Source organism: Butyrivibrio sp. AE3006, from assembly GCF_000424165.1.
Classification (GTDB): domain Bacteria; phylum Bacillota; class Clostridia; order Lachnospirales; family Lachnospiraceae; genus Butyrivibrio.
Genome location: NZ_AUJJ01000019.1, coordinates 80,022 through 106,188, shown reverse-complemented (window position 1 = coordinate 106,188; position 26,167 = coordinate 80,022). Strand labels below are relative to the sequence as shown.

Sequence of the window (26,167 nt, the reverse complement as noted above, 5' to 3'; positions counted from 1 at the left end):
CTGCAGAACCTGCTACAGAAGGCGCAGTAGCCGATGTTTCAGCGGAGCCTTCAATTGAAGGTTCAGTAAGTGACGTATCAGCAGAGCCGTCACTTGGAGATATTAACATCGATGAGATGATGGCCGCAGAACCTGCAACAGAAGGCGAAGTAAGCGAAACAACAGCGGAGCCTACGGTAGATGCTGAACTTGGAGATATTAACATCGATGAGATGATGGCTGCGGAAGCTGCAACAGAAGGCGTAGTAGGTGAAGTCTCAGCAGAGTCTACGGTAGACGCTGGACTTGGAGATATCAACATAGACGAAATGATGGCAGATGCTGTTCCGGAAGTTATGCCGGATGAGATATCATTGGATGATATGCTGCTTGAGGAGAACGGCGTAGAGGATTCTTCTATAGAAGAAGTTATGGGCATGGACGCATCCGCAGAGGCAGGAGCAGGTGCAGAAATGCCTTCAGCAGAGGCAGAAGTTGGTGCTGAGATACCTGCTGCAGAGCCTATTGAAGGAATGGCTGCTGAAGAAGCAGTAGCAGAAGATGCGCTGTCTATTGATGGATTGACAGAAGAAGTGGCAACTGAAGAACCCGTTATTGAAGAAGCAGCCGAAGAAATGTCGGCGGCTGATGCATTGGAGGGTGAAGTGGCAGTTGAAGAAATGATATTGGATGAAGAAGTATCAGGTGAAACTCCTGTAGAAGATGCTCCGGCAGAAGATTCAGCTTCTGCTGAAACTGCATCTGACGGGGAAGTTTCAGACGAAATGCTTGAACTAGATCAGTCGCAGATAGACAGGATGCTTTCAGGTGATGACTTAGATGAAGCAGCACCTGAAGCGGCTGATGGAGGCGGCGATGAGCTTAGCCTTGATGATCTTTCTTTGGATGGTCTTGATCTTTCCCTGGATAGTCCTGAGGGAGTATCAGAAGAAGCAGGAGATGACGTAAGTTTTGAATCTGTGAGCGCTGAGCTTGATGATCTGCTGAGTGATGTGGGCGAAGGCGGAGCAGAGGAGTCTCTTGATGGCGAATCTATGGGCTCTGAATCTGAGCTTGACAGTATGCTGGCAGATCTTGGAGGTGAAGGCGGAGAAGGTGGCAGCGAACCTGCGGATGTAGATATGCCTGACCTTGATGCCATAATGAACAGCCTTGCCAGTGATGATGTTGAAGATCTGGAAAACACAGCACACATCGATGAAAAGGAAGGCGCAAACGCCGGTGAAATCAGCCTCGATGATATTGGCGTAGATGAAGGAGAAGGCGGCGAGGAAGTCAATCCTGAAGATATTATGGAAGCTCTTGAAGGTGACGGACTTGATGAGATAGGCCTTTCTGATGATATTCCGGATCCCGATGAAGTTGAGGATAATGGCGGAGATTATGATGAAATCTCCTTATTTGACGGTTCCGGTGAGCCTGCTGAGGGCGAAGAGGGAGGCAAAAAGAAAAAGAAGAAGCGTCCTAATCTTCTTTTCCTTATAATAGCAGCGCTTTTCAAAGTGCTTACACAGACTGACGAGGATCTTAATCCGAAATCAGAAGAGGACGGACTTGCAAGTCTTACTGATGAAAACCAGCAGGTTCTCGATGAGCTGGCGGCAGAGGATGGCAAGAAAGCCAAGAAGGAAAAGAAAAAGAAAGAAAAGAAGGAAAAGCCTAAGAAAGAACCTAAGCCCAAGAAGGAAAAGAAGCCGAAGCCGCCGAAGGAACCCAAGCCTAAGAAGGAAAAGAAAAAGAAGGTCGATGATGGCGCTCCCGAGAAGGCTTTAGCTCCCAAGAAGGTAGCTATTTCAATGATTTTCGCAGTAAGTCTTGGTTTACTGTGCTGCATACCTTCATTTGTATTACCGGGTAGAATCATATTTGGTCGTGCTCAGACGGCATTTGAGCATGGTGATTACAAGGAAGCTTATAAGCTTTTGTATGGAAAACAGCTAAATGAAGAACAGGCTCTTTTGTATAACCAGGCCAGAGTTCTTGCTAACGCAAACCACTATATGGATTCCTACAACAACTATATTGCCATGAATATGAAGGATGAAGCTGTTGATAGTCTCCTTATTGGAATGCGTACCAAGAATGATGTAATTGCGCAGGCAGAGGAGTTTCAGGTTGCAGGTGAGGTCGAAAGCGTGTATTCTAATATCGAATCGATACTTACCGGTGAATATGGACTTACTCTGGCGGAAATTGAAGAGGTAAATAAGCTTACCGAGAAGGCAGCTTATACCAAACGTATCATGGAAATAGCAGGAACGCTGGAGGACTTTATACATCCGAACGGTTAAGCATCGATAATCTTTTTACGGGGATGTGGATTATGCTAGCGATTATTGATTACGATGCCGGAAACATAAAAAGCGTTGAGAATGCGTTTCAATTTCTTGGACAGGATGTTTGTCTGACCAGAAACCCTGAAGAGATTTACAGGGCTGACCGAGTAGTATTACCGGGAGTTGGTGCTTTTGGCGATGCCATGAGGAAACTAAATGAATATGGTTTGACGGATGTCATCAAAACTGTATGTGACAGTGGGACTCCGTTTATAGGTATATGCCTGGGCCAGCAGCTTCTTTTTGATTCAAGTGATGAGTCAGAGGGAGTTGCAGGTCTGGGCATTTTGCATGGAAAAATTAAGAAGATCCCGGAAAAGGAAGGCTTAAAGATTCCTCAGATTGGATGGAACAATTTGAAATTTCCCAATAAAGGAAGACTTTTTGAAGGAATCCCGGAAGATTCATATGTATATTTTGTCCATTCTTATTATCTGGATGCTGATGATAAGAGTATTGTCACAGCTACTACAGAGTATGGTGTTACTGTGGAAGCTTCCGTTGAACAGGGCAATGTTTTTGCATGCCAGTTCCATCCTGAAAAGAGTGCGGATGTTGGAATGGAGATACTGAAGAATTTCCTTAGAGTATAAAGAAAAGGACATAGATTATGCTGACTAAAAGAATTATTCCATGCCTTGATGTGCATGGCGGAAGAGTTGTTAAAGGTATAAATTTTGTACAGCTTCGTGATGCCGGTGATCCCGTGGAAGTAGGAAAAGCCTATTCACAGGCCGGAGCCGATGAGCTTGTTTTTCTTGATATTACTGCGACTTCTGATGCGAGAGAGACCGTGGTTGATCTTGTAAGAAAAGTGGCTGAGCAGATTTTTATTCCCTTCACTGTTGGAGGAGGAATAAGAAGCGTCGATGATATGAGAGCAGTTTTAAGGGAAGGTGCTGATAAGGTTGCCATCAATTCCGCAGCTATTAATAGGCCTGAGCTCATTTCGGAATCAGCTGATAAATTCGGCTCCCAGTGTGTGGTTGTTGCTATTGATGCAAAAAGAAGACCGGATGGAGGCTTTAACGTTTTTAAAAACGGCGGAAGAATTGACACAGGTCTTGATGCCATAGAGTGGGCAAAAGAAGCTGAAAAGAGAGGCGCCGGAGAGATACTACTAACAAGTATGGACGGAGATGGGACTAAGAACGGATATGATATTGAGCTTACCAGGGCAGTGTCTGATCTTGTGAACATTCCTGTTATTGCTTCGGGCGGCGCAGGAAACTGCGAGCATTTCTATGAAGCAGTTACCAAGGGCGGCGCGGATGCAGCGCTTGCTGCTTCACTTTTCCACTACAAGGAATTGGAGATAAGAGAAGTTAAGGAATATCTTAGAGATAAAAATATCCCTGTAAGACTTTGAGATAATTTCTCAAAAACGTGAAGCAGCACATGATAGATTTTCGCTACGAAAAATTTATAAATACTAATCGAAATATAAGGAGGCGCCTTCATGGCGGCAATAGATAATGACTGGCTTGAATACCTTGGAGAGGAGTTTTCCAAGCCATACTACAGAAAATTATACGAATTCATAGTTAATGAATATAAGACCACAACTGTTTATCCGAAAAAGGATGATCTTTTGAATGCATTTAATTACACACCTCTTTCTAATGTGAAGGTGGTAATTCTTGGACAGGATCCTTATCATGAGCCGGGGCAGGCTCACGGGCTTTCTTTCTCGGTGCTTCCGGGAGAGCCGGCACCGCCATCTCTGGTAAATATATATGGCGAGCTGAAAGAGGATCTTGGCTGTTATGTTCCCAACAATGGATATCTGAAAAAGTGGGCAGATCAGGGCGTTCTGCTTCTGAACACTGTGCTGACAGTCCGGGCTCACAATGCCAATTCCCATAAGGGAAGAGGCTGGGAGCAGTTTACTGATGCAGCCATAAGGGCTGTGAACAAGCAGGACAGACCTGTGGTTTATATGCTTTGGGGAAGACCTGCGCAGATGAAGGCAGATATGATCGATAATCCCAAGCACCTTGTTCTTAAGGCACCTCATCCAAGCCCGTTATCAGCTTACAGAGGTTTCTTTGGATGCAAGCATTTTTCCAGGTGCAATAAGTTCCTTGAGGAAAACGGATTAAGTCCAATCGATTGGCAGATAGAGAATTTGTAAGTTTTAAGAAAAAACTGTACATAGACTCTTTTTCATGATAACGTAGTAAAGTGTAAAATTTTTGGACATAGAGGTGATATTATGAAAAAGGCTTTCGTTACGAAACAGCAGGTAGAAGAGATTGTAAAGAAATATCCCACACCTTTTCATATTTATGATGAGAAAGGGATTATAGAAAATGCCAGAGCAGTTAAGAAGGCATTTGCTTGGAATAAAGGCTTTCGTGAATATTTCGCAGTAAAAGCTACGCCCAATCCGGTTATTCTGGATATCCTTAAGAAGGAGGGCTGCGGTTTTGACTGCTCATCACTTACAGAGCTTATGCTCAGTAAGGCCATAGGTGCCTCAGGCGACCTTATTATGTTTTCATCAAATGATACACCTGCAGAGGAGTTCGTATATACTGATAAGCTCGGCGGAATCATTAATTTTGACGATATTACGCTTATCGAATATGCAAAGGAAGCCCTTGGCGGAAGAATGCCTGAGACTGTAAGCTGCAGATATAATCCAGGCGGAGTGTTCCAGATGAGTAACGGAATCATGGATAACCCCGGTGATTCCAAATACGGCATGACTAAGGAACAGCTCTTTGAGAGCTTTAGAATGCTGAAGGATATGGGCGTTAAGAACTTTGGTATTCATGCTTTTCTTGCTAGTAATACAGTTACAAATGAGTATTATCCTACTCTTGCGGGACAGCTTTTTGAACTGGCAGTTGAGCTTGAGAAGGAGACAGGTGCTGACATTAAGTTCATTAACCTTTCAGGTGGTGTCGGAATTCCGTACACTCCGGATCAGAAGGGCAATGATATCGCTGAGATCGGCGTTGGTGTAAAAGAGCAGTATGAGAAGATTCTTACACCAAACGGCATGGGCGATGTTGCTATCTATACTGAAATGGGAAGATTTATGCTTGGACCTTACGGAGCCCTTGTTACTCAGGCTATTCACGAGAAGCATATCTATAAGGAATACATTGGTGTTGATGCCTGCGCAGTTAATCTTATGAGACCAGCTATGTATGGCTCTTATCATCACATCACTGTTCTCGGAAAAGAGGATGCTCCCTGTGATCACGTATATGATGTTACAGGTTCACTTTGCGAGAATAACGACAAATTTGCAATTGACAGAGAACTTCCTAAGATCGATATGGGAGATTATCTGTTCATCCATGATACCGGTGCTCACGGTTTCTCAATGGGATATAACTACAATGGAAAACTGTGGAGCTCCGAACTTCTTCTCAAGGAGGATGGAAGCGTCGAAATGATTAGACGTGCTGAGACTCCCAGAGACTATTTTGCTACATTTGATAATTTACCTGTTTATGCCGAGCTTGATTCTATCATGAAGGAATTTGAATAACAGATGGATGAAATTAGTCATTTCATAACCGAATTAAAGTTAGAAGGGCGAATGAGTGAAAATACCGTTCGCTCTTATCAGACTGACCTTAAAAAGTTTGAGTGGTATCTTCAGGATAACGGTCTAGTGGATATTCTTTTGATAAATGAAAAGCAGCTTAAGGAATATGTTGATTCGATAAGTAAACAGGGGTATTCTGCTGCAACTTTGGCAAGGAACATAGTATCTCTGAAGGCCTTTTTTAAGACCCAGGCAAAACAGGGAAGGATGCCCTATGACATTTCTGAAAATCTGACTGCTCCCAAGGTGGAACTGCCTAAAACGGTTATACTTACAAGGAAGCAGATTGAACTTTTGCTATCTATTCCGGATTCCAAGAGTCCGAAGGGACAGAGGGATTCAGCGATGCTTGAGCTTATGTATGCCACAGGGATCAAGGTATCGGAGCTGATTAAGGCTAAGGTATCTGACCTGGATATGCAGGTGGGATCAATAGAGTGTAAATCAGACAAAAAGGACAGAATCATTCCTTTTGATAAAAGAACCAGGAAGGCGCTTGTAAGATACCTTCAGGATGGAAGGCGCCATCTTATTAAGAGTAATCTTGAAGAGCTTTTGTTTGTGAATTATCAGGGAGAGCCCATGAGCAGGCAGGGTGTATGGAAGATAGTCAAAAGATATGCTGACTATGCGGAAATCGACGCCCAGATAACTCCGGAATCCTTAAGGCACAGCTTTGCGGCTCATTTGGTTGAGAGAGGCGCTGATGTGGACGCAGTTCAGGAAATGCTTGGACATGTGACAGCAGCTTCGACCAACAGATATGTAAAAGAGAATAAGAATTATATAAGAGACGTTTATAATCAGACACATTAAGCTTTATACATCGAAATATATGTAAAATAAAACGCTATATATCCGGCTTATGCCGAATGTATAGCGTATTTCTTTTTATTGGTGGCTTTACCTGATATTGCAGAACAGAGTAAAGCTTTTTTTTATTCTAAAAGCAGAAATATTAAACAAGATCTGCGATATCGAGAAGAAGTCTCTCCGTATCAGCCCATCCAAGGCAGGGATCTGTGATGGATTTACCGTAAATACCGTCACCGATCTTCTGGCAGCCTTCCTCAATGTAGCTTTCGATCATTACACCTTTAACAAGCTCGCCGATATTGGCATTGTGGCTTCTGGAGTGAAGAACTTCCTTTACTATACGAACCTGCTCTTTATACTTCTTGCCTGAGTTGTTGTGGTTGGCATCGATGATAGCAGCGGGGTTCTGAATATCTCTCTGAGCATAAAGATCGGAGAGAAGACTTAAATCCTCATAGTGGTAATTGGGCTGTGACTGACCGTGCTTGTTGCTGGAACCACGAAGAACGCAGTGCGCAAGAGGATTACCACCAGTTTTTACTTCATAGCCTCTGTATACGAAAGAGTGAGGAAGCTGTGATGCATAAACGGAATTGAGCATTACGCTTAAGGTACCGCTGGTGGGATTTTTCATACCTGCAGGTACATCAAAGCCGCTGGCAACCATTCTGTGCTCCTGATCCTCAACTGAGCGGGCACCGATTGCTACATAAGAGAGGATGTCTTCGATATATCCCCAGTTCTCTGGATAAAGCATCTCGTCAGCTGCGGTAAGACCGGATTCCTCGATGGCACGAATCTGCATGTGTCTCATGGCTATAAGGCCTGCGCGGAAATCAGTTTTTCCTTCGGGATCGGGCTGAGATGTGATACCCTTGTAGCCTTCACCTGTTGTACGAGGCTTATTGGTATAGATTCTGGGTACAAGAATAAGCTTGTCCTTTACTTTATCATTAACACCTGCAAGTCTTGAAACGTAGTCACAAACTGCATCTTCATTATCTGCTGAACAGGGACCAACAATTACAAGAAATTTATCACTTTTTCCTGTTAAAACATCAGCAATTTCCTTATCGCGAACCTTCTTAAGCTCTGCCAGCTTCTTGGATAAAGGGAACTCCTCGCGAATCTCCTGTGGTGAAGGAAGCTGCTGTATATATTGGAAAGACATTTGTATAACCTCCGAAGCATAATTTGCAGGACTTTTGTCCCACATCGTCCACTGTACCACATTAAAGCCTGAAAGTAAACGCAAATGAATATAAATATTAAAAAACTATAAAAAAAACGGGCTTTTTCTACACTTTGGTTTCCAAAAATTTAATAATATATAATCGAATTTTTGATAATATAAAAAGGCATTTATGCTAAAATTAAATATAGATATATCTTTAAAAATACTCTTTTGAGAATCAAAAAGGGGGACCAATCATGTGGAAAAAAATGTCTATTATGGCTAAGATGCTGGTAGGAATCATCCCAATTGTTGCGATTGCAATGATTTTGATGACCTATATCAGTGTATCTCAGAGTAGGACACTTATTCAGGAGCAGACCACCGAAAGAAACGAAGCTATTACCGAAAGTAATATCAACAAAATGAATGGCTATCTTGCTGAGATAAGGGCTACTGCTATTGGTTTAGCAGAAACCGTAGGCGGAACCTATCAGAGTGCAACCATGGAAAACTATAAGGATGTTTTCTCTAATGTACAGAAGGATAGTGATATGATATCCGGATGTGGCATATGGTTCGAACCCTATGCTTATAGTGCTGAAGAACAGTATCAGGGACCATATTGGTATAAGGATGGATCAAGTATTGTCGAGACCTGGGATTACAGCAATGCTGAGTATGATTACTTTAATCAGGAGTATTATACAAATGCTAAGGCTCTTTCAAAGGGTACAGCCCAGATTACAGATCCTTATTACGATCCTACATCAGGAACGATTATGTCTACCTGTTCCTCACCTATTTACAATTCTGCCGGTGAGTATATTGGATGTGTAACAGTAGATATCGTGCTTGATACTATTTCCAATATCGCTCAGTCTATTACAGTAGGAAAAACAGGAAGAGCAATCCTCATCACATCTACAGGTGTTTATCTTTACACAGATGATGCTGCAAAGGTATCAGATGGCGCCAACATTTTAGATGATGATAATGCATCTCTTGTTGCTATAGCTCCCGACATTCTTGCAAATGAGACAGGCGGAGCAAGATTTGAGGATGATGGAAAATATGTCATCACTTCATACGGAACGGTTCCGGAAGTTAACTGGAAGCTGATAATCAGAATGGATCAGGATGAGCTGGAAGAGAAGGTTAATTCCCTTACATATACTATGATCGGCATTCTCATTGCTGCTCTTTTAATCAGTTCATTAGTAGTAGTTCTTCTTGTTAGATCAATTGCTGTTAATCTTGCAAATGTTAAGAAGTTTGCAGGATCCCTGGCAAGCGGAGACTTTACAGTATCCAAGCTATTCTCTAAGTCAGGTGATGAGCTTGGCCAGATGAGTGCTTCACTTAACAACATGTATGAGTCCAACAGAAGCGTTATCAGTCAGATTTCTGATGAATCTGAAAATATCAGTTCTGCAAGTACTTCTCTTTCTTCCATGGCTTCAGAGCTTACAAGCCAGTTTGAGAAGATTCAGAGTAATATGTCCGGCGTTAACGACGCAATGATGTCTTCCGGTGCAGCTACTGAGGAAGTTAGTGCATCTGTTGAGGAAGTAAATACCTCTGTACAGAGCCTTGCAGATGTCAGTGAAGAGAGCCTTGCAGCTACTAAGGAAATCATGCAGAGGGCACAGGAAATCGAGCAGAGCAGCCAGAAGGCTTATGATAACGCTATCAATATAGCTCAGGAAAGAAGCAGAGAGCTTAGCGAAGCTTCCGAAAAGGCTAAGATCGTTGAAGAAATCAGTAATATGGCACAGTCTATCGCTGAGATTGCAGATCAGATCAACCTCCTTTCACTCAATGCATCAATTGAGGCTGCAAGAGCAGGAGAGCATGGTAAAGGATTTGCGGTTGTTGCTTCTGAGATTAACAAGCTGGCAAGTGATACAGCTGAAGCAGTTCAGCAGATTCAGATCACAATCGACGGCGTACAGGATGCGTTCAAGACTCTTACAGACAGTTCACAAGAGCTTCTTGATTTCGTTAATAATACAGCTGCTCCTGACTATGAGAACTTCGTACATGTAGCTCGTCAGTATGGCGATGATGCTCAGCAGTTCGGTTCACAGTCCGATCAGATTTCTCAGATGGTTGAGAATATCAGGAACTCCATGGAAGAGGTTAACAACGCTATCCAGAATATTGCAGAATCTACACAGGAGACTGCATCCCACAGCTCAGATATCACAGATTCCATCAACACAGCAGCAGATGTTGTTGAGAATGTAAGTGATATGTCCAGCAAGCAGGAGGATATCGCAGTAACCCTTGATGGAATTGTAAAGAACTTCAAGCTTAAATAAGAAATGATTCTTTTGATCCCCTCAGGCAGATTGTTCGATTTGTCTGAGGTGATTTTTTGGTATATTATGGTGTTACGTCATTGAAATCTGGAAACGCTATATTTGTTTTCGTGCAATTAAATGCGATAAAATGTGTAATAGGGAGAAACTATTGTGAAAATCAAAGAGGCGGCAATAATTTTATTATTGTCTGCCGTTCTGTGCTCATGCTCAGATGAAAAGGAGCCTGATGTCTCCGCTGAGCAGGATATACAAGAGAATAGTGATTACAGCAGCCTCTTTGAGCCAATAGAGGAACCGGGGGATAAATCTGGGGGAATTGATGAAAACGTCGGAGAAAGCGATTTAAAGGACTCTCAGGGGACTGGCAGTAGCGATGATGAGAGTGCTGGAAGTGATGGTGAAAATCCGGAGGAACCTGAACCTATAGAGGTGATTCCTGTTAATATAAAGGAACTTGTAGTTAAAGAAGCGATTGTTATTGATGACACTGAAGCGGATTTGCTTGGGAAGCTTGACGGGACGGAATCAGACAGAGAGCTGTCTGCAGAAAATGTTGAGATTCCTGTATTTTACAGCTCTGATGCTACCGGTAACAATGATTATGTAACGCCTGTTCGCAATCAGGGATATACAGCCCTTTGTTGGGATTATGCAGCACTGGGGGCAGTTGAGAGCGATCTTTTGATAAAGCACAGGGAACTTGCATCTGACAGCCTTAATTTATCAGAAAAGCACAGTGCATACTACAATATGCATAAGGCAATTGGTTCCTTTGATTCCGGAATTGACGATGACTACAGGGAGTTTGTCTTTGAGGAAAATGATAACTTCCTTAAAAAATACGACACCAGTTATATATCAGTGGGTGGTGTTACAGACTATTGTCTATCTATTCTGACGTCCTGGAAGGGGCCTGTAGTGGACGAAGACAGTGATTCTCTTCATGCGATCAAGGGACAGTCGGATATTTACACACAGAACGCTGATGAGCCTTCAGATGCTTATGCAAAGCCTTTTTGCCATGTTCAGGATGTGCTTGAGGTTCCGGCCACCAAAAAGAACAGGGACATTATTAAGCGCATGATAATGGAGCATGGAAGCGTAACGGCAAGTATCTGTGCCGATGATGCATATTGGACGGGCAAAAAAGTAGCTCTTTACGACTATAAGAAATACGGGGATGGGAATTATGCCGATCACGAGGTTTTGATTGTGGGCTGGAATGATGAATATCCCGCTAAGAACTTTATTACAAAACCATCAGAAGACGGAGCATTTATATGTAAGAACAGCTGGGGTACGAAGTCAGGGGCTTCAGGATATTTTTATCTGTCCTATGAGGATGCCATTCTTATCAATAACAATGTTGCTGCCTATAGCTGCGCAATGGAGGGAGATAAGGGCTGGTATGATAAGAATTATCAGTACGCAGGTTTCATAACTCATATAATGGATCCAATCGTTGATCAGAGCAATGTTGTTTATATGTATGATAATAATGACATTCGTTATGGGATTTGTTTCTCACCGGAGAGTGATGAGAGATTATCAGCTGTTGGATATTTTTCCATGACTACAGATGCAAACGATAAAGTGAGCGTATATGAACTGGATAAAGATAATGCTCCTTTAGAAAATACTGATGATGGCCTTGAATTTTACGATTTTAATAAACTTGGTGAACCAATAATAACGAAGGATTGCAAAAGCTTAACCGGAGGATATCATACGTTTTCACTTGAACAACCGGTTGATATTAAGGCTGATAACAGCTATCTGGTGGTAATTACTCCCGGTCAGGAAACTAAGCTTATCTACGAGAAGGCAATGGATTTCACCACGGATCCGCACAAGGATGAATGGCAGCATGACCTGGGTGCAATTCATACACTAAATACTGCCAGTGGCCATAGCTTCATGGCTGACAGTACAGGAGATGCTTTTGTAAAGCAGACAGACAAGGATTTCTTTGTGAAGGTATATACCATAGAGTGATAAAAGATAGGATTTCGACCTCGGAATCCTATCTCGTTTTATAGGCATAAATAAAGACCTCTAACGTAGAGGTCTGGATTTTTGGGAGGTGGTCATGCGATGGGGAGTCGCATGACCATGTTGTATGAAAAAAGTTTTTTGGGGTTCAAGAGATGTTCTTCATCTCTGATAGGTTTATGTTAAGATAAATTTGTTTCTAAAATATGGCTGTTTTATAAAAGAAAGATTCAATATTTATTAATTAAATGTGGGCACTTTGTGAACAATAAATAAATATTATCGAATTTACGGATAGAGATTTTACGAAAACAAGGAGACAGGCGCATCTATGAGAATATCAAAAAATGAATTTCCTATAAAATGCATGGATTTTGCTCTTAACATTTTGAAAAATAATGAAAAAGATAATGCTCTTGTATCACCTGTATCTGTGATAATGGCCCTTGGACTTGCTGCGGGCGGCGCAAAGGGAGATACAAAGAATGAGCTTCTTAGGGCTGTTTCAATGGATGAAGATGCCCTTAATGAGGGTATAAGAAGACTTCTTGACAGTTCTGATACCGGGAGCGATCAGATAAAATATGCAAACGGAATTTGGGTAAACGGCGACGATAGGATAGTCAAAGCCTACAAGAAGAAAATGAAGGAAGAATTCAGAGCAAAGGTTCGCTCTGATGCGTTTTCTCAAAAGACTGCAGATAAGATCAACAAATTCGTTAATGAAAATACCGATGGGATGATAGAGAAGCTTGTGGATACGCTTTCGCCGGCTGCTTCCATGATCCTCATAAATGCACTTTCGTTTTCGGGAAAATGGGATAAACCCTTTGAGGATTATCAGGTTGATGATGAGGCCATATTTACAACTGCTTCCGGTAAAAAGAAGAGAGTATCAATGCTTTGCGGAAGCTCGAAGCAGTATTTTGAACTGAAAAACGCAAAGGGCTTTTTGTATCCCTATGAAAACAAGAAATATACCTTTGCTGCCATACTTCCGGATAAAGGAAAAAGCGTAAGTGATATTTTGAAAGCATCAAGGGGCGAAGATCTTTTGAAAGCTTTGGCGAATCCGCTGCATATTAAAGCCGAAATAGGAATTCCTGAGTATACCCTGGATTTTGAAGCGGAGTTATCTGATACCTTAAAAAGTCTTGGAGTAAATAGTGCTTTTGCTCCGGGAAAAGCTGATTTTTCAGGAATGCTTAATGGTAATTCGAATGATTTCATAAGTCAGATTCTGCATAAGACGCATATTGAACTGGATAGAGAGGGTACAAGGGCTGCAGCAATAACAGGCGTTTTGACTCTTGGTGCGGCGCCGCCTCTTCCGGGATCAAATATAGAGGTTATACTGGATAGACCTTTTATCTATTTTATAATTGATAATGCCGATAAAACGCCAGTTTTTGTGGGAAGAGCAGATAACATCGGGCATTGATCCGACTTGCAAAATCCAACCGTCTGTGCTATATTTTGTGGTAGGTAAACATGTAAACACAAATACTGCTAATTTAGTATAGGAGGTTTGTAGTGGGGAGAGAAGATAAAACACCTGCAGAGATTCGTACCACAGATAAGCTTAAGATTCAGAAGATCTTAGCAGAAGCCGGATACTTCGTTGAGATGGGTAATGGAAGTGTCCCTACAGTTGTCTGCAAAAAGCGTGAGGATATGAGCAAGGATCTTGCCGCTATCCGTAAGATTCTTAAGGAACAGCGTTATGAAGGTAGTTTCGGTGTTCGTGCACCTCGCAGGACTGATGAGATTCAGGTAACTGAAAATGAAGAATCATCTGAGATGATGGACGATATGGTAGCTGCAGCAGGTTGATGAGATATTAAAAGAGACAAAGTTTTCGCTTTGTCTCTTTTTTCATCAATTAATTTATGCATATTTTTATTCGTCTTTGCTTTCGTCATGGATAAGAACTCTTGATTGGGATTCCGCCCTTTTGGTCTCGTCCTTTTTTCTTTTGACGTCTATTATGTATCCCATAAGACCACTGTCTATTCCGCGCATCTTACATCCAACAGCGTCATAGGTACCAACCTTGAAGTTGCGGATTACTGTAAGAGTAATCTCAAAATCTTTATTGTAGCCCGGTGGTCTGAAGGTGAGTCTGATAATATCCCCGGGGTTTGCTGTGGCCATTTTTCCCAAAAGGAGAGAAAGTCCCTTTATGGAAATGTCGTAAATGATGGCACTTACAGTAGTGTTATGGTTGATAACTGCTTTTCCAAGCAGATTTATAACATATCGTTCAGCCTTTCGCTGATTCTCAAGCTCTGTAACAATTTCATGTCCCTTAAGAAGATAATAGATGTCGCTCCAGTTCTCGTAAGGAACGACGCTTTCAAGGCTGAAGCTGTGGTGGTCTCCCATGGGCATAAGTGTAGCCTCGGCAGTTGCCTGTGTCGAAGCGGGAATCGGGACACCATGGTATTTAAGCGGCTCCACCAAAAGTGCGCCGTCTATTACAGAAATGGCTTTTGTTTTGATAGCTACAGGCATATTATCCACAAGAACATGAACTGTCAGAGGTGTGCCTGCAACGACTTCAGTAATATTCATAAAATTCTCTTTCTTATTCGTTATATACCTACTAATTTATCTAAGAATAATGTTAAACTGTTATTAAGATTTTTACAATACTTTGGGGCTTTACTGACTATGAAAAAAGTGGCTTTTATTTACAAATTAATTCCTAAGTATATTCCAAACAGGGTAGTGCTTTCTTTTTTCGGGATTCTTTCTGCTTTTACAGGAAAGGTCAGGAAAAGGATAGTCGCTTTAAATCGTGAAGAAAACGAGAAAATACTTGATGATAAGAGCAACGGCATCTTTGACGGACAGGGCTTTATCGAGAATCAGAACAGATGGGAGAAGGTGTGCTTTGGATCACATAAAAAGTCCAATATGTCCTATTCAGGCTGCGAGATTATAGCCACTTGGAATGCACTTATGTCCCTTCATGGGGACATGCCCAAAATGCCTGAGCTTATCAGCTATTTTGAAAGGCATGGGGCTACTCTGCGTGGAGGCTTTGGAATTGCCCCCTCAGCTCCTGCGAAATACATGAAAAAAAGGGGCTATGGTATAAAACGTCTCACATCCAGAAACAGGGACGTAATAAGAGCCTTTGGTGAGCGCTACGACAGTTTTATGGTGACCTTTTACTGGGACCATGAAAATATACTGAAACAGCTCCATACTGTGAATATTTCTAAAAATGGTGACGAATATTTTGTCCATAATATTTACAGGAGTCAGGGCGGAAGGTTTGTGCAGAGCGGCCCCTTTATGGATTTGTCTGAAGCTATATATAGAATTGCTGATAAGGCAGCGCCCCTTGTTATATACGGAATTGAGGCATTCCCTCAGGATAGAGATAAATAAAAGTATCGGATGATATTTATGGAGGATAGGTTTCACATGCTTAAAGAGTACTTAGAATCAGTCAGCGGTAATTTAGATAAAAGAGTTAACATTCCTCAGATAACGAACAGAGAGTTTTGGGATGGACTTTCTGAGGATTTGAAAAAAGCCATAGTAAAAGAAGGCGAAAATAAGAAAAAAGAAGAATGGTCTGTGATTTTGCTGTCGGATTATCGGGATTTTTACGAGACGGGAAACAGGGTGTTTTTCGAAGATAAGTCTTTTTCAAGAAGAATTAAGCTATCCGCCATGGTTATGGCCGAGTGTGTAGAGAATAAAGGCACATATATAAAGGATATTCTTGATGGAATGTATCTTCTCATGGAGGAGAGCAGCTGGTGCCATCCTGCACATAATTCCCATATAAGGGACGCAAAGCAGGATAATATGCCGGATACGGAGAAGCCTGTTATAGATCTTTTTGCGGCTGAAACCGGGGCTGTTCTTGGAGTGGCAGAGTACATGCTAAGACCTGTTTTGGATGAGATAAACCCTATGATCACGCAGCATGTGGACAGCGAGATAAGGGAGAAATTGATTATTCCATATCTTTCAGAGCATTTCTGGTGGATGGGTGATGATGAAAACAAGGCCATAAACTGGACTGTTTGGATTACGCAGAATGTGCTTCTGGCTGCTTTTACAAGGCCTTGCCATTCCATGAATAAGGACACTGCCGCAAAGATAATAGAGCAGGCTGTAATTTCAACGGATTATTTTATAAGTGCTTATGGAGAAGATGGCTGCTGCGATGAAGGAGCTCAGTATTATTCTCATGCGGGGCTGTGCCTCTATGGAATACTGAACATATTGAATGATATTACAGGTGATGTATTTTATGACGTATATAAAGTGAATAAAATACGAAATATCGCCAATTATATCAGAAAAGTTTATGTTGATAACGGCTATTACATCAACTATGCGGACTGCGCTGCTAGGCCCGGTAACCGCAGCGCCAGGGAATTCCTTTTTGGAAAAGCCTGCGCGGACGAGCCTTTGTGTGCCATGGCTTCAGATGATTATCGCACTGAAGACTGGAATGAAAGGCTTCTCACAGAAGAGCATAACCTTTGGTACAGGGTATTACAGGCATCAGCTCATAAGAATATGATGCAGTACAGACATGGGAATGATAAGGGTGAAAAGGATGTTTTCTTTGAGAGCGTCGGCATGATGATAGCAAGAAACAATAGCTTTGTTCTCGCAGCAAAAGCCGGAAATAACGGCGACTCTCATAATCATAATGATGTGGGAAGCATTATTCTTTACAAAGAGGGAGAGCCCTTCCTCATCGATCTTGGGGCACCTACGTATACGGCTAAGACTTTTTCTGACAGGCGCTATGAGATTTGGACCATGCAGTCTGTGTATCATAATCTGCCTACTTTTTATGATGGACACGAGACTGTAATGGAGCTGCCCGGGGAAAAGTACGGAGCAGGAGACGTTGTATTTGATGAAAAAAGCCACAGTCTATCCATGGATATAGCGCAGGCTTTTGGAAACAGTAAGGTTCGAAGCTATAAAAGGAGCGTTAGCCTTAAGGAAGATAAGGTACTACTTGTAGATGAATATGATGGAGATTTGGACGCAGTTTTGAGCTTTATTACCTACGAAGAGCCAACGGTGATAAAGGAAGGGAAAAATGCTGACGGACTCAGTGATAATGCGGCTATTTCCGTTGGAAAAACAGGTGATATCAACATATCTTCATATGGCAGTGCAGGCGCCATAACAATAGAGAGATGTGAAATAAATGATGAGCGTTTGAAATTGAGCTGGAAACACGACTGTTATCGAATCAGAATTCCTGTTACAAAGGGCAAAATAGTAGTGGAAATTAGCTGATTCTTTGTAGTATGATAACTATTACGTACCTGAAAAATTACTAGAAATGGGGAGTTTACAATGAATAATAAGAATAAGTTTCCGACACGGTCGGGACTTGTATTTTTCTTTCTTAAGGGAAGTATAGGTCTGTTTGCTTCAGGCATTGTTTTTTCAATGCTTGTGGCTTTCTTAGACATGGTCAATCCCAAAATTATCCAATATACAGTGGATTATCTTATCGGTGATTCAGAATCGACCATGCCTTTCTATATGCAGCTTCTTATCGGTATATCCGGTGGAAAAGCCTATTTGAAGACCCATCTGTTTGTTATCGCATGTATAGTGATAACGATTGCTATTGTCTGCGGAATATGCAGATATCTCAATAAGGTCCTGAATTCCATGGCTGCGGAGAAGCTGATCAAGAGGATGAGAGATATTTTGTTTGATCATATTTCTCACCTTCCTTTTGCATGGCATGGAGAGAATCATACCGGAGATATAATTCAGAGATGTACATCCGACGTAGAGACCATCAAGGTGTTCCTGTCAGAGCAGCTGACTTCACTTTTCAGAATAGTGATAATGATTACCTTTGGACTCATTTTCATGTTCCAGATTCACGTGAAGCTGGCTCTTATTTCTCTTGCCTTTATTCCGGTACTGGTGCTTTACTCGCTGTTTTTCCATAACCGTATAGGAAATGCCTTCAGAGAAGCAGATGAGGAAGAGGGAAGACTGTCTGCAATTGCCCAGGAGAACCTGACCGGTGTCAGAGTTGTAAGAGCTTTTGGACGTGAGATCTACGAACGTCATCGCTTTGAGAAAAAGAATGATGCGTACACCAAGCTGTGGATAAAACTTATGATGCTGCTTTCAGCATTCTGGACTTCCAATGATCTGATTGCCGGAGTGCAGTGCATGGTAGTGCTTGTAATGGGCTGTGTATTTGCAGTAAGAGGTGAGATCACGGTAGGTGAGATGATTGCCTTCTATTCCTACAACGCAATGGTTTCATGGCCTGTACGTATGCTTGGACGAGTTATCTCAGAGATGAGTAAAGCCGGTGTATCCGTAGACCGTCTAAGAGAGATCATGAATGCAGAGATTGAAACTGACAGAGAAGGCGCAACAGAGCCGCCTCTGGATAAGGATATTGAATTTAATAACGTAAGCTTTTCTTATGATAACGGATCTTCCGAAATCTTGAAAAATGTAAGCTTTAAGGTTAAGGCCGGCGAAACAATTGGAGTTCTTGGAGGTACTGGTTCCGGTAAGTCCACCCTTATGTACCTTCTTGACAGACTGTATGAGCTTCCTGAGGATCAGGGTACCATTTCAATTGGCGGCGTGGATATCAGAAATATCAAGATGCATTATCTTAGAAGAAATATCGGACTTGTTTTGCAGGAGCCTTTCCTGTTCTCGAGAACACTTAAGGAAAATATAGCAATTACAAGGAAAACTCCTGAACTTAAGGATGTCACCAGAGCTGCCAAGCTTGCATCTCTTGATGAGACCATCAGGAATTTCGATGCTGGCTATGACACCTTTGTAGGAGAGAGGGGCGTTACCCTTTCAGGTGGACAGAAGCAGAGGACTGCTATTGCCCAGATGCTTATTACAGAGCCGCCGATTATGATATTTGATGATTCGCTTTCAGCTGTAGATACGGAGACCGATGCCAAGATCAGAGCTGCGCTTGATAAGCATGCAAGCGGTGCCACAACCATTCTGATCTCACATAGGATAACTACGCTTATGCATGCTGATCATATTATTGTTCTGGGTCATGGAGAGCTTATCGAAGAGGGTACCCACGATGAACTGGTAGAAAAGGGCGGCCTTTATCGTAAAATCTATGACATTCAGATGCAGGGAGGTGAGGAAAGTGCCTGAGTCCAAAGAAAACAAAGAAATAGTCAAGCTTCCCTGGATGGGGATTCCAAGACTATTACCATATTTAAAGCCCTACAGATACAGGATGATGCTCATGATCTTCCTTGGGGCGATGGTAAGTCTTGTAGACAGTATTGTTCCGCTTTTTAACAGATATGCAATCAACAATTATGTTGTAAAAGGAACGTTGGAAGGAATTAGCAGATTTGCGCTTTTATATGCACTTGTACTGGTGGTAAAGCTTTGTATGGATTTTACAAGTGCTTACATGTGCGGACAGATAGAGATGTCTGTTGACAGGGATCTCAGAAATGCAGCATTTAACCATCTGCAGGAGCTTTCCTTCTCATATTTCAATCAAAATAACGTTGGTTATATTCACGCAAGAGTTATGAGTGATACCGGAAAAATCGGTATGCTTGTGGCCTGGAGAATGATGGACATCATATGGAACGGAAGTTATATCCTGTTCGTTTTGATAGTAATGCTGTCCATAAATGTGCGCCTGGCCCTTTATATACTCGTGTTGGTTCCTATAGCTGTTGTGCTGGTTATTTATTTTCAAAAACATCTTATTGTGCTTAACAGACACATAAGAGAGCTTAATTCCACAATCACCAGTAACTTTAACGAAGGAATTACCGGTGCCAAGGCAATAAAAACGCTTGTTGTTGAAAAGAAGATTCAGGATGATTTTACCAGAGATACAGAGAGCTATCGCAAAAATGCAGTTCATGCAACTCATTACTCTGCGCTGTTTACCGCATCTGTAACCATGCTTTCATCATGTGCTCTGGCACTGGCTCTTTGGAGAGGCGGAAAGATAACCATGGAGGGTGTTATGGAAATCGGAACACTTTCTGTTTTCCTGTCCTACGCCCTTGGAATACTTGAGCCTATTCAGAATATCATCGTTACAATATCTGATCTTATTGCAGTGCAGGTAAACGTTGAGCGACTTACCAGGCTTCTCAACACTGAGTCAGACGTGGCTGATTCTAAGGAAGTTATTGAGAAGTACGGCGATACCTTTAATCCTAAAAAGGAGAATTGGGAAGAGCTTTACGGGGATGTGGAATTCAAGGATGTGTCTTTCCATTATCCTGACGGAACAGAGTATGTTCTTGAGAACTTTGATCTTAAGGTTCCGCAGGGTACCAACGTTGCTATTGTTGGTGAGACAGGTGCAGGTAAATCCACACTTGTTAACCTTGTATGCAGATTTTTTGAGCCTACAAAGGGACAGGTGCTGATTGATGGAAGAGATGCCAGAGAAAGGTCACAGCTGTGGCTTCACAGCAATATCGGATATGTGCTTCAGACACCTCATCTTTTCTCAGGAAGCGTAAGAGAGAACCTGAAATATGGTAATCCCGACGCAACGGATGAAGAGATTTGGAATGCTCTTAAGCTGGTATCTGCTGAAGAGATCGTAAAGCGCATGGATAAAGGCCTTGACAGTGATGTTGGTGAAGGTGGAGATATGCTTTCAACAGGTGAAAAGCAGCTGTTATCATTTGCAAGAGCGATACTGGCAGATCCTAAGATTCTGGTACTTGATGAGGCTACATCATCAATTGATACCGTTACGGAAAAAGCTATTCAGGATGCGATCTCTGTTGTAATAAAGGGTAGAACATCATTTATGATTGCCCACAGATTATCAACCGTTGTTGATGCTGATGTAATCCTTGTTGTTAAGGATGGTAAGATCATAGAACGCGGAAAACACAAGGAACTCATGAAGAATAAGCAGGGATATTACTACAGCCTCTTCTCAAGACAGTATGAGGAAATGTCAATAAAAGCGATAGGATAATTTTGTTAATGATCACAAAAATGAAATTCTTTACAAATTGACGTAAAAATGTTATTGTATTAATTAACTATAGGTTATTCTGTCTTAATGACAGATGTTTGGAAGGATCCTAAGATAGATTTTCAGGGACGGAGAATCTATCCCAGTGACTACATCAAGTGGGGACTTATAGGAGTCACAGGCGCAGAACGGATTTATCCTTATTCACGGAGGAAGAAAGGAGGCGCTATATGATAGGAGGCATTAGTAACAACAGCTATAGTAACTATTCATCCTATGGCAAGATTGCTAGCGGTAACAAGTTACAGTCCGCAGCAGATGGTGCCGCCGAGCTTGCCATCTCTCAGAAGATGGAGGCAGCTCAGAGAACTCACAACGTTAATGCAAGGAATTCAAGAGATAATGTATCTCAGCTGAACATTCGTGACGGAGTTCTTGATGGTGTTACGAGTTATCTACAGGATATTCGCGCTAACGCCGTTTATTCACAGAATGGTACCCTTACAGCAAGTGACAGAAGCGATATCGCAGGTGTCAATGCGCAGCTTATGCAGGGTATCGGTCAGCAGCTTGATTCTTCACAGATGAAGGCACTTGGACTCGATAATCTCGATGTTAATGATATCGATTCCATAGACGCTGCAATTCAGAGTGTGAGTGATGCCAGAAGCACGGTAGGAGCTACTACAAATGGTTACGAGCACAACATAAGCTACAATTCTATCGCAAGAGAGAATGTACTTAGTGCAGAGAGCAGGATTACTGATACTGATATTGCACAGGAGATCACAGAGCTCCGCAAGAATCAGACTCTTGAAGCTTATCGCAATCAGATGCAGAAAAAGCAGCTGGAAGACGAAGAGCAGAAAAGTAATATGAATCTTATGCTTTAAAAATGGTTCGGCCGCCACCATATATATCTAAACACATACTCGTTAAGCTTTGCTTATAATCGCCTGTGTTCCGATATATGTGGTGGCGGCCTTATTTTGTTTAAATATATTAATTTGGGTGTGGTAAATCAGGCCTTAGTCTGTTTAAACATATTCAGGTATGGCAGGTCAGGCCATGTTTAGCTTCATAATCTTAGGAGATATCTTTACGGTAGTGTAGATATCTGCGTATTGTGAAGCCGAAAGATCCTCAATGTAGTTTTGCATATAGTTTTTCTCTATGCCGTTTCTTCTCAGAATATCTACCGCCTTGTTATATGCAATGGCAGCTTCGTTCTCGGTGTTATATTTTCCAACAACAAAATCACCCCGGACATGAATCACGGTCTTGTACTTCAAATAGCCTCTGTGGTTGTACTGCCTAACGCCGTGGTATCTGTTCAGAATCTCGATATTTTCATAGCGAAGGTCGCTGGAGTTCCCATTTGCAAATTTATAATCTCTTCCCTCTACTGCGTAGCTTCTTATGCCGTAGCGGCTTAGTATGCTTATCTGTGAGCCGTAGTCAGCCACGAACAGATGTGAGCCCCTCTGCATGATCTTATGGGATGAATAATAGAACAGGTCATCTATATCAAAAATAAGAGTCTGCTGTGGTGAGAGATAGTATAAAAAGAACTTCTTTTCAAGATAAATCGGATTTGGAATGTAGAGACCTTTATCCCTATAGTTGATCAGAACAACACACTTTTCAAAGGGCAGTGGCTGTCCCTGCTTATAAGAATCAAGTGTCCATGAAGTGTCTTCGAGAATGCTTTGAGCCTGAGTGTAAGCCCGTCCTGCCAGGCGAGCATTACTAAAAGATCCAAGAGCTATGTGTTTGCCCTTGTAGGTGATTGATGCACGATAAGATTTAGTCCCATCCTTGAGACATGTTTCGTATACCCCCGTTACTTTGTTTGCCATTTTGGTTTACCCCCATAAACTAAAATTGACTAGTAATTGGTTATGTAAAAATATGCATTTTTGTGTTATACTTTTTACTCAAAGTATATGTTCATAAGAAAATCGTAAACGACTCATGAATGTATAGTCATTTATCTATCTTATTGTATCACAGTGTTTTATTCGCTAACAACATGAAAACGGAGGAGTGTCATATTATGGAAGTTATGTACAGGAGTACAAGAGGAGACAAAAATCAGGTTACAGCTTCACAGGCAATACTCAGAGGTCTTGCCGCTGATGGAGGACTGTTTGTACCGGATCATATACCTCATCTTGATAAGACTTTTTCAGAGCTTAAGGAGATGGATTACCGTGAGACCGCTTACCAGGTTATGAAGCTGATGCTTACGGATTATACCGAGGAAGAGCTGCGTTATTGTATAGATCATGCATACGATTCCAAGTTTGACACAGAAGAGATGGCTCCTATGACAGAGGCAGGCGGTGCTTTCTATCTTGAGCTTTATCATGGAAAGACAATAGCCTTCAAGGATATGGCCCTTTCAATACTTCCTTATCTCATGACAACAGCTGCTAAGAAAAACAATTTAAAGAATGAGATAGTTATTCTTACAGCTACAAGCGGTGACACAGGAAAGGCAGCTCTTGCAGGCTTTGCCGATGTTCCCGGAACCAGAATCGTTGTATTTTATCCCAAGGACGGTGTTTCTCCCATACAGGAGAGACAGATGGTTACTCAGAAAGGCGCAAATACTTGCGTTGTAGCAATTGAGGGTAACTTCGATGATGCTCAGACAGGCGTTAAGAAGATCTTCACAGATCCTGATTTCGCAAAAGAACTTGATGAGAAGGGCTTCCAGTTCTCAAGTGCAAACTCCATCAATATCGGAAGACTTATGCCTCAGGTCGTTTATTATGTTTATGCATACACAAGACTTCTCAAAGAGGGAAGAATTGCTGAGGGAGACCAGATAAATGTTGTAGTTCCCACGGGTAACTTCGGTAATATCCTGGCTGCATATTATGCAGGAAAAATGGGATTACCCATCAAGACATTTATTTGTGCATCCAACTCAAACAAGGTACTTTATGACTTCTTCAAGACAGGAGAGTATGACAGGAACAGAGAGTTTGTACTTACAAGCTCACCTTCAATGGACATCCTCATCTCATCCAATCTTGAGAGACTCATTTATCATATTGCCGGTGATGATGCTGTTGCAGATGCAAACTACATGAAGCAACTCTCCACAGAAGGTAAATATGAGATAACAGACGCTATGAAAGAGAAGCTTGACTGCTTCTATGGCGGATATGCCACAGAGGAAGAGACAGCAAAGACAATCAGTTCACTCTTTGGTGATACAGGTTATCTTATCGATACACATACAGCAGTCGCTTCCTGCGTATATGACAAATATGTGCGTGAAACAGGTGACAAAACCGTTACGGTTATCGCATCTACAGCAAGTCCTTACAAGTTCACAAGAAGCGTTATGACTGCACTTGGTAAAAACGATGACAGTCTCGACGACTTCCAGCTTGCTGATAAGCTCTCTGAGGTTTCAGGCGTAGAGATTCCTGAGGCTGTTACATCAATAAGAGATGCAAAAGTACTGCATAACAAGGTTGTTTCCAAGGATGGCCTTGCAGATGCGGTAAGAAGCTTTTTACAGTAATCGGATATACTAAAATAAAAATAGAAAACGGGGGGATATCAATGGGTAACAACAATGAGATAAACATTTATTCTGACAATACACCTGAATTAGAGGATCTTGCCAGACTGGTGGAGACAGCAGATGTCATTGATACCGACCTCTACACTAAGTATGATGTAAAAAGAGGTCTTCGTGATTTAAATGGTAAGGGTGTCCTAACCGGCCTTACTAACATTTCCACCATCAATGCTACGCAGCATATTAATGGTGAGACAATCCCTGCAGATGGTGAGCTTTTCTACAGGGGAATCAATGTTAAGGATATCGTTCACGGAACGGCATCCCATAGTAACTGTGGTTTTGAAGAGACAGCGTATCTGCTTCTTTTTGGAAAGCTCCCCACAAAGAGTGAATTGCAGGGCTTCTGTGAGCTCCTTGGCTTTTACAGATCACTGCCTACGGGTTTTGTAAGAGATATCATCATGAAGGCACCCAGCCGTGATATGATGAATACTCTTTCAAGAAGTGTGCTGACATTGTATTCCTACGATGACAGTGCAGATGATGTTTCTATGCCTAATGTACTAAGGCAGAGCCTGCAGATGATAAGTCTTTTCCCGCTCCTTGCTATTTACGGATATCAGGCATATAACCATTATCACGAGGGTAAGAGTCTTTTCATTCACCCTCCGAAAGCAGAGTTGTCAACAGCAGAGCATATACTGTATCTGCTTCGTCCTGACAGTAAATACACAGAGCTTGAAGCAAGACTTCTTGATATCTGCCTTATCCTTCACATGGAGCATGGTGGTGGTAATAACTCATCATTTACAACTCACGTTGTAAGCTCATCCATGACAGATACTTATTCTGTTATAGCTGCAGCTATTGGTTCTCTTAAGGGACCAAGACACGGTGGTGCCAACATCAAGGTTATTCACATGTTTGACCAGATGGAGAAGGAGCTTAAGGACTGGGCTGATGAGGAAGAGGTAAAGGAATACTTAAAGAAACTCCTTCATAAAGAAGCTTTTGATAAAGCAGGTCTAATCTATGGTGTAGGACATGCTATTTACTCAAAATCAGACCCGAGAGCAGTACTTCTTAAGGAGTACACAATTAAGCTCGCTAAGGAAAAAGGCATGGACAAAGAGCTTGCTCTCTATGAGATGGTGGAGAGACTTGCGCCTGAAGTGATCAGCGCTGAGCGTAAGATGTACAAGGGCGTTAGTATCAACGTGGACTTCTATTCCGGATTTGTTTACAAGATGCTTGAGCTTCCGGAGGAGCTTTTCACACCTATGTTTGCAATTGCCCGTATAGTTGGCTGGAGTGCTCACAGAATGGAAGAGCTTGCCAACAACAGTAAGATCATTCGTCCTGCATATAAGGCAGTAAGTGATGAATATCCTTATGTGCCTATGGAGGAAAGATAATATAAAAGG

Annotated in this window: 20 protein-coding genes; 17 read left to right on the top strand and 3 right to left on the bottom strand. The window is 42.0% G+C overall.

Annotation, left to right across the window (positions count from 1 at the left end; genetic code table 11):
* The 6 genes from G603_RS21535 to G603_RS0110840 form a co-directional block, all read left to right on the top strand.
* Positions 1–2,291, top strand: a 2,291-nt coding sequence (locus G603_RS21535) for a hypothetical protein (protein WP_196808066.1), incomplete at its 5' end; no start/stop codon positions are given.
* 32 nt (positions 2,292–2,323) lie between these two features.
* On the top strand, positions 2,324–2,929 hold the full coding sequence (hisH, locus tag G603_RS0110860; RefSeq protein WP_026670247.1) for an imidazole glycerol phosphate synthase subunit HisH: 606 nt from the start codon (positions 2,324–2,326) through the stop codon (positions 2,927–2,929).
* 17 nt (positions 2,930–2,946) lie between these two features.
* Positions 2,947–3,705: an imidazole glycerol phosphate synthase subunit HisF gene (hisF, locus tag G603_RS0110855; RefSeq protein ID WP_026670246.1), complete on the top strand. Its 759-nt coding sequence runs from the start codon at positions 2,947–2,949 to the stop codon at positions 3,703–3,705.
* A 90-nt stretch (positions 3,706–3,795) separates the two neighbouring features.
* A complete protein-coding gene (locus tag G603_RS0110850) occupies positions 3,796–4,470 on the top strand; it encodes a uracil-DNA glycosylase (protein ID WP_026525824.1) in 675 nt (224 codons plus the stop codon).
* Positions 4,471–4,548: 78 nt separating this feature from the next.
* Positions 4,549–5,841 carry a diaminopimelate decarboxylase gene (locus G603_RS0110845; protein WP_026670245.1) on the top strand — a complete coding sequence of 431 codons (1,293 nt, stop codon included), beginning with the start codon at positions 4,549–4,551 and terminating at the stop codon, positions 5,839–5,841.
* A gap of 3 nt (positions 5,842–5,844) precedes the next feature.
* Positions 5,845–6,717 carry a tyrosine-type recombinase/integrase gene (locus G603_RS0110840; protein ID WP_035792870.1) on the top strand — a complete coding sequence of 291 codons (873 nt, stop codon included), beginning with the start codon at positions 5,845–5,847 and terminating at the stop codon, positions 6,715–6,717.
* Between the two features lie 142 nt (positions 6,718–6,859).
* Here G603_RS0110840 and G603_RS0110835 read toward each other — a convergent pair whose 3' ends face one another.
* A complete protein-coding gene (locus tag G603_RS0110835; protein ID WP_026525821.1) occupies positions 6,860–7,888 on the bottom strand; it encodes a 3-deoxy-7-phosphoheptulonate synthase in 1,029 nt (342 codons plus the stop codon).
* A 260-nt stretch (positions 7,889–8,148) separates the two neighbouring features.
* Here G603_RS0110835 and G603_RS0110830 point away from each other — a divergent pair, with 260 nt between their 5' ends.
* The 4 genes from G603_RS0110830 (at position 8,149) to G603_RS0110815 (ending at position 14,043) form a co-directional block, all read left to right on the top strand.
* Positions 8,149–10,215 (top strand): methyl-accepting chemotaxis protein, encoded by a 2,067-nt coding sequence (locus G603_RS0110830; RefSeq protein WP_026670243.1) that lies wholly within the window; start codon positions 8,149–8,151, stop codon positions 10,213–10,215.
* A gap of 153 nt (positions 10,216–10,368) precedes the next feature.
* The gene (locus G603_RS0110825; RefSeq protein ID WP_026670242.1) at positions 10,369–12,213 is read left to right on the top strand and encodes a C1 family peptidase; all 1,845 of its coding nucleotides are present in this window, start codon (positions 10,369–10,371) and stop codon (positions 12,211–12,213) included.
* Positions 12,214–12,541: 328 nt separating this feature from the next.
* Positions 12,542–13,651 carry a serpin family protein gene (locus G603_RS0110820; RefSeq protein ID WP_026670241.1) on the top strand — a complete coding sequence of 370 codons (1,110 nt, stop codon included), beginning with the start codon at positions 12,542–12,544 and terminating at the stop codon, positions 13,649–13,651.
* Between the two features lie 92 nt (positions 13,652–13,743).
* Positions 13,744–14,043, top strand: a complete 300-nt coding sequence (locus G603_RS0110815) for a hypothetical protein (RefSeq protein WP_026525817.1) — start codon at positions 13,744–13,746, stop codon at positions 14,041–14,043.
* 66 nt (positions 14,044–14,109) lie between these two features.
* On the opposite strand, the gene G603_RS0110810 is transcribed toward G603_RS0110815, so the two are convergent.
* Positions 14,110–14,784 carry a PilZ domain-containing protein gene (locus G603_RS0110810; RefSeq protein WP_026670240.1) on the bottom strand — a complete coding sequence of 225 codons (675 nt, stop codon included), beginning with the start codon at positions 14,782–14,784 and terminating at the stop codon, positions 14,110–14,112.
* 99 nt (positions 14,785–14,883) lie between these two features.
* On the opposite strand from G603_RS0110810, the gene G603_RS0110805 reads away from it, so the two are divergent.
* From G603_RS0110805 to G603_RS0110785, 5 genes are all read left to right on the top strand, one after another.
* Complete coding sequence (locus G603_RS0110805; protein ID WP_026670239.1) at positions 14,884–15,609, top strand: hypothetical protein; 726 nt, start codon at positions 14,884–14,886, stop codon at positions 15,607–15,609.
* 36 nt (positions 15,610–15,645) lie between these two features.
* Positions 15,646–17,499, top strand: a complete 1,854-nt coding sequence (locus G603_RS20045; RefSeq protein ID WP_035792867.1) for a heparinase II/III domain-containing protein — start codon at positions 15,646–15,648, stop codon at positions 17,497–17,499.
* Between the two features lie 60 nt (positions 17,500–17,559).
* Positions 17,560–19,380 (top strand): ABC transporter ATP-binding protein, encoded by a 1,821-nt coding sequence (locus tag G603_RS0110795; RefSeq protein ID WP_026670238.1) that lies wholly within the window; start codon positions 17,560–17,562, stop codon positions 19,378–19,380.
* Entirely contained in the window at positions 19,373–21,199 is a 1,827-nt protein-coding gene (locus tag G603_RS0110790; RefSeq protein WP_330367634.1) for an ABC transporter ATP-binding protein, read from the top strand. The genes G603_RS0110795 and G603_RS0110790 overlap by 8 nt, the downstream gene beginning before the upstream one ends.
* A 230-nt stretch (positions 21,200–21,429) precedes the next feature.
* Positions 21,430–22,092, top strand: coding sequence for a flagellin (locus G603_RS0110785; RefSeq protein ID WP_026525812.1), 663 nt, complete (start codon positions 21,430–21,432; stop codon positions 22,090–22,092).
* A gap of 168 nt (positions 22,093–22,260) precedes the next feature.
* Here the strand turns inward: G603_RS0110785 and G603_RS0110780 are convergent, their stop codons facing one another.
* Entirely contained in the window at positions 22,261–23,058 is a 798-nt protein-coding gene (locus G603_RS0110780; protein ID WP_026670236.1) for a hypothetical protein, read from the bottom strand.
* A gap of 197 nt (positions 23,059–23,255) precedes the next feature.
* On the opposite strand from G603_RS0110780, the gene thrC reads away from it, so the two are divergent.
* On the top strand, positions 23,256–24,740 hold the full coding sequence (gene thrC / locus G603_RS0110775; RefSeq protein ID WP_026670235.1) for a threonine synthase: 1,485 nt from the start codon (positions 23,256–23,258) through the stop codon (positions 24,738–24,740).
* Positions 24,741–24,781: 41 nt separating this feature from the next.
* The gene (locus G603_RS0110770; RefSeq protein ID WP_035792863.1) at positions 24,782–26,158 is read left to right on the top strand and encodes a citrate/2-methylcitrate synthase; all 1,377 of its coding nucleotides are present in this window, start codon (positions 24,782–24,784) and stop codon (positions 26,156–26,158) included.
* Positions 26,159–26,167: the final 9 nt, after the last annotated feature.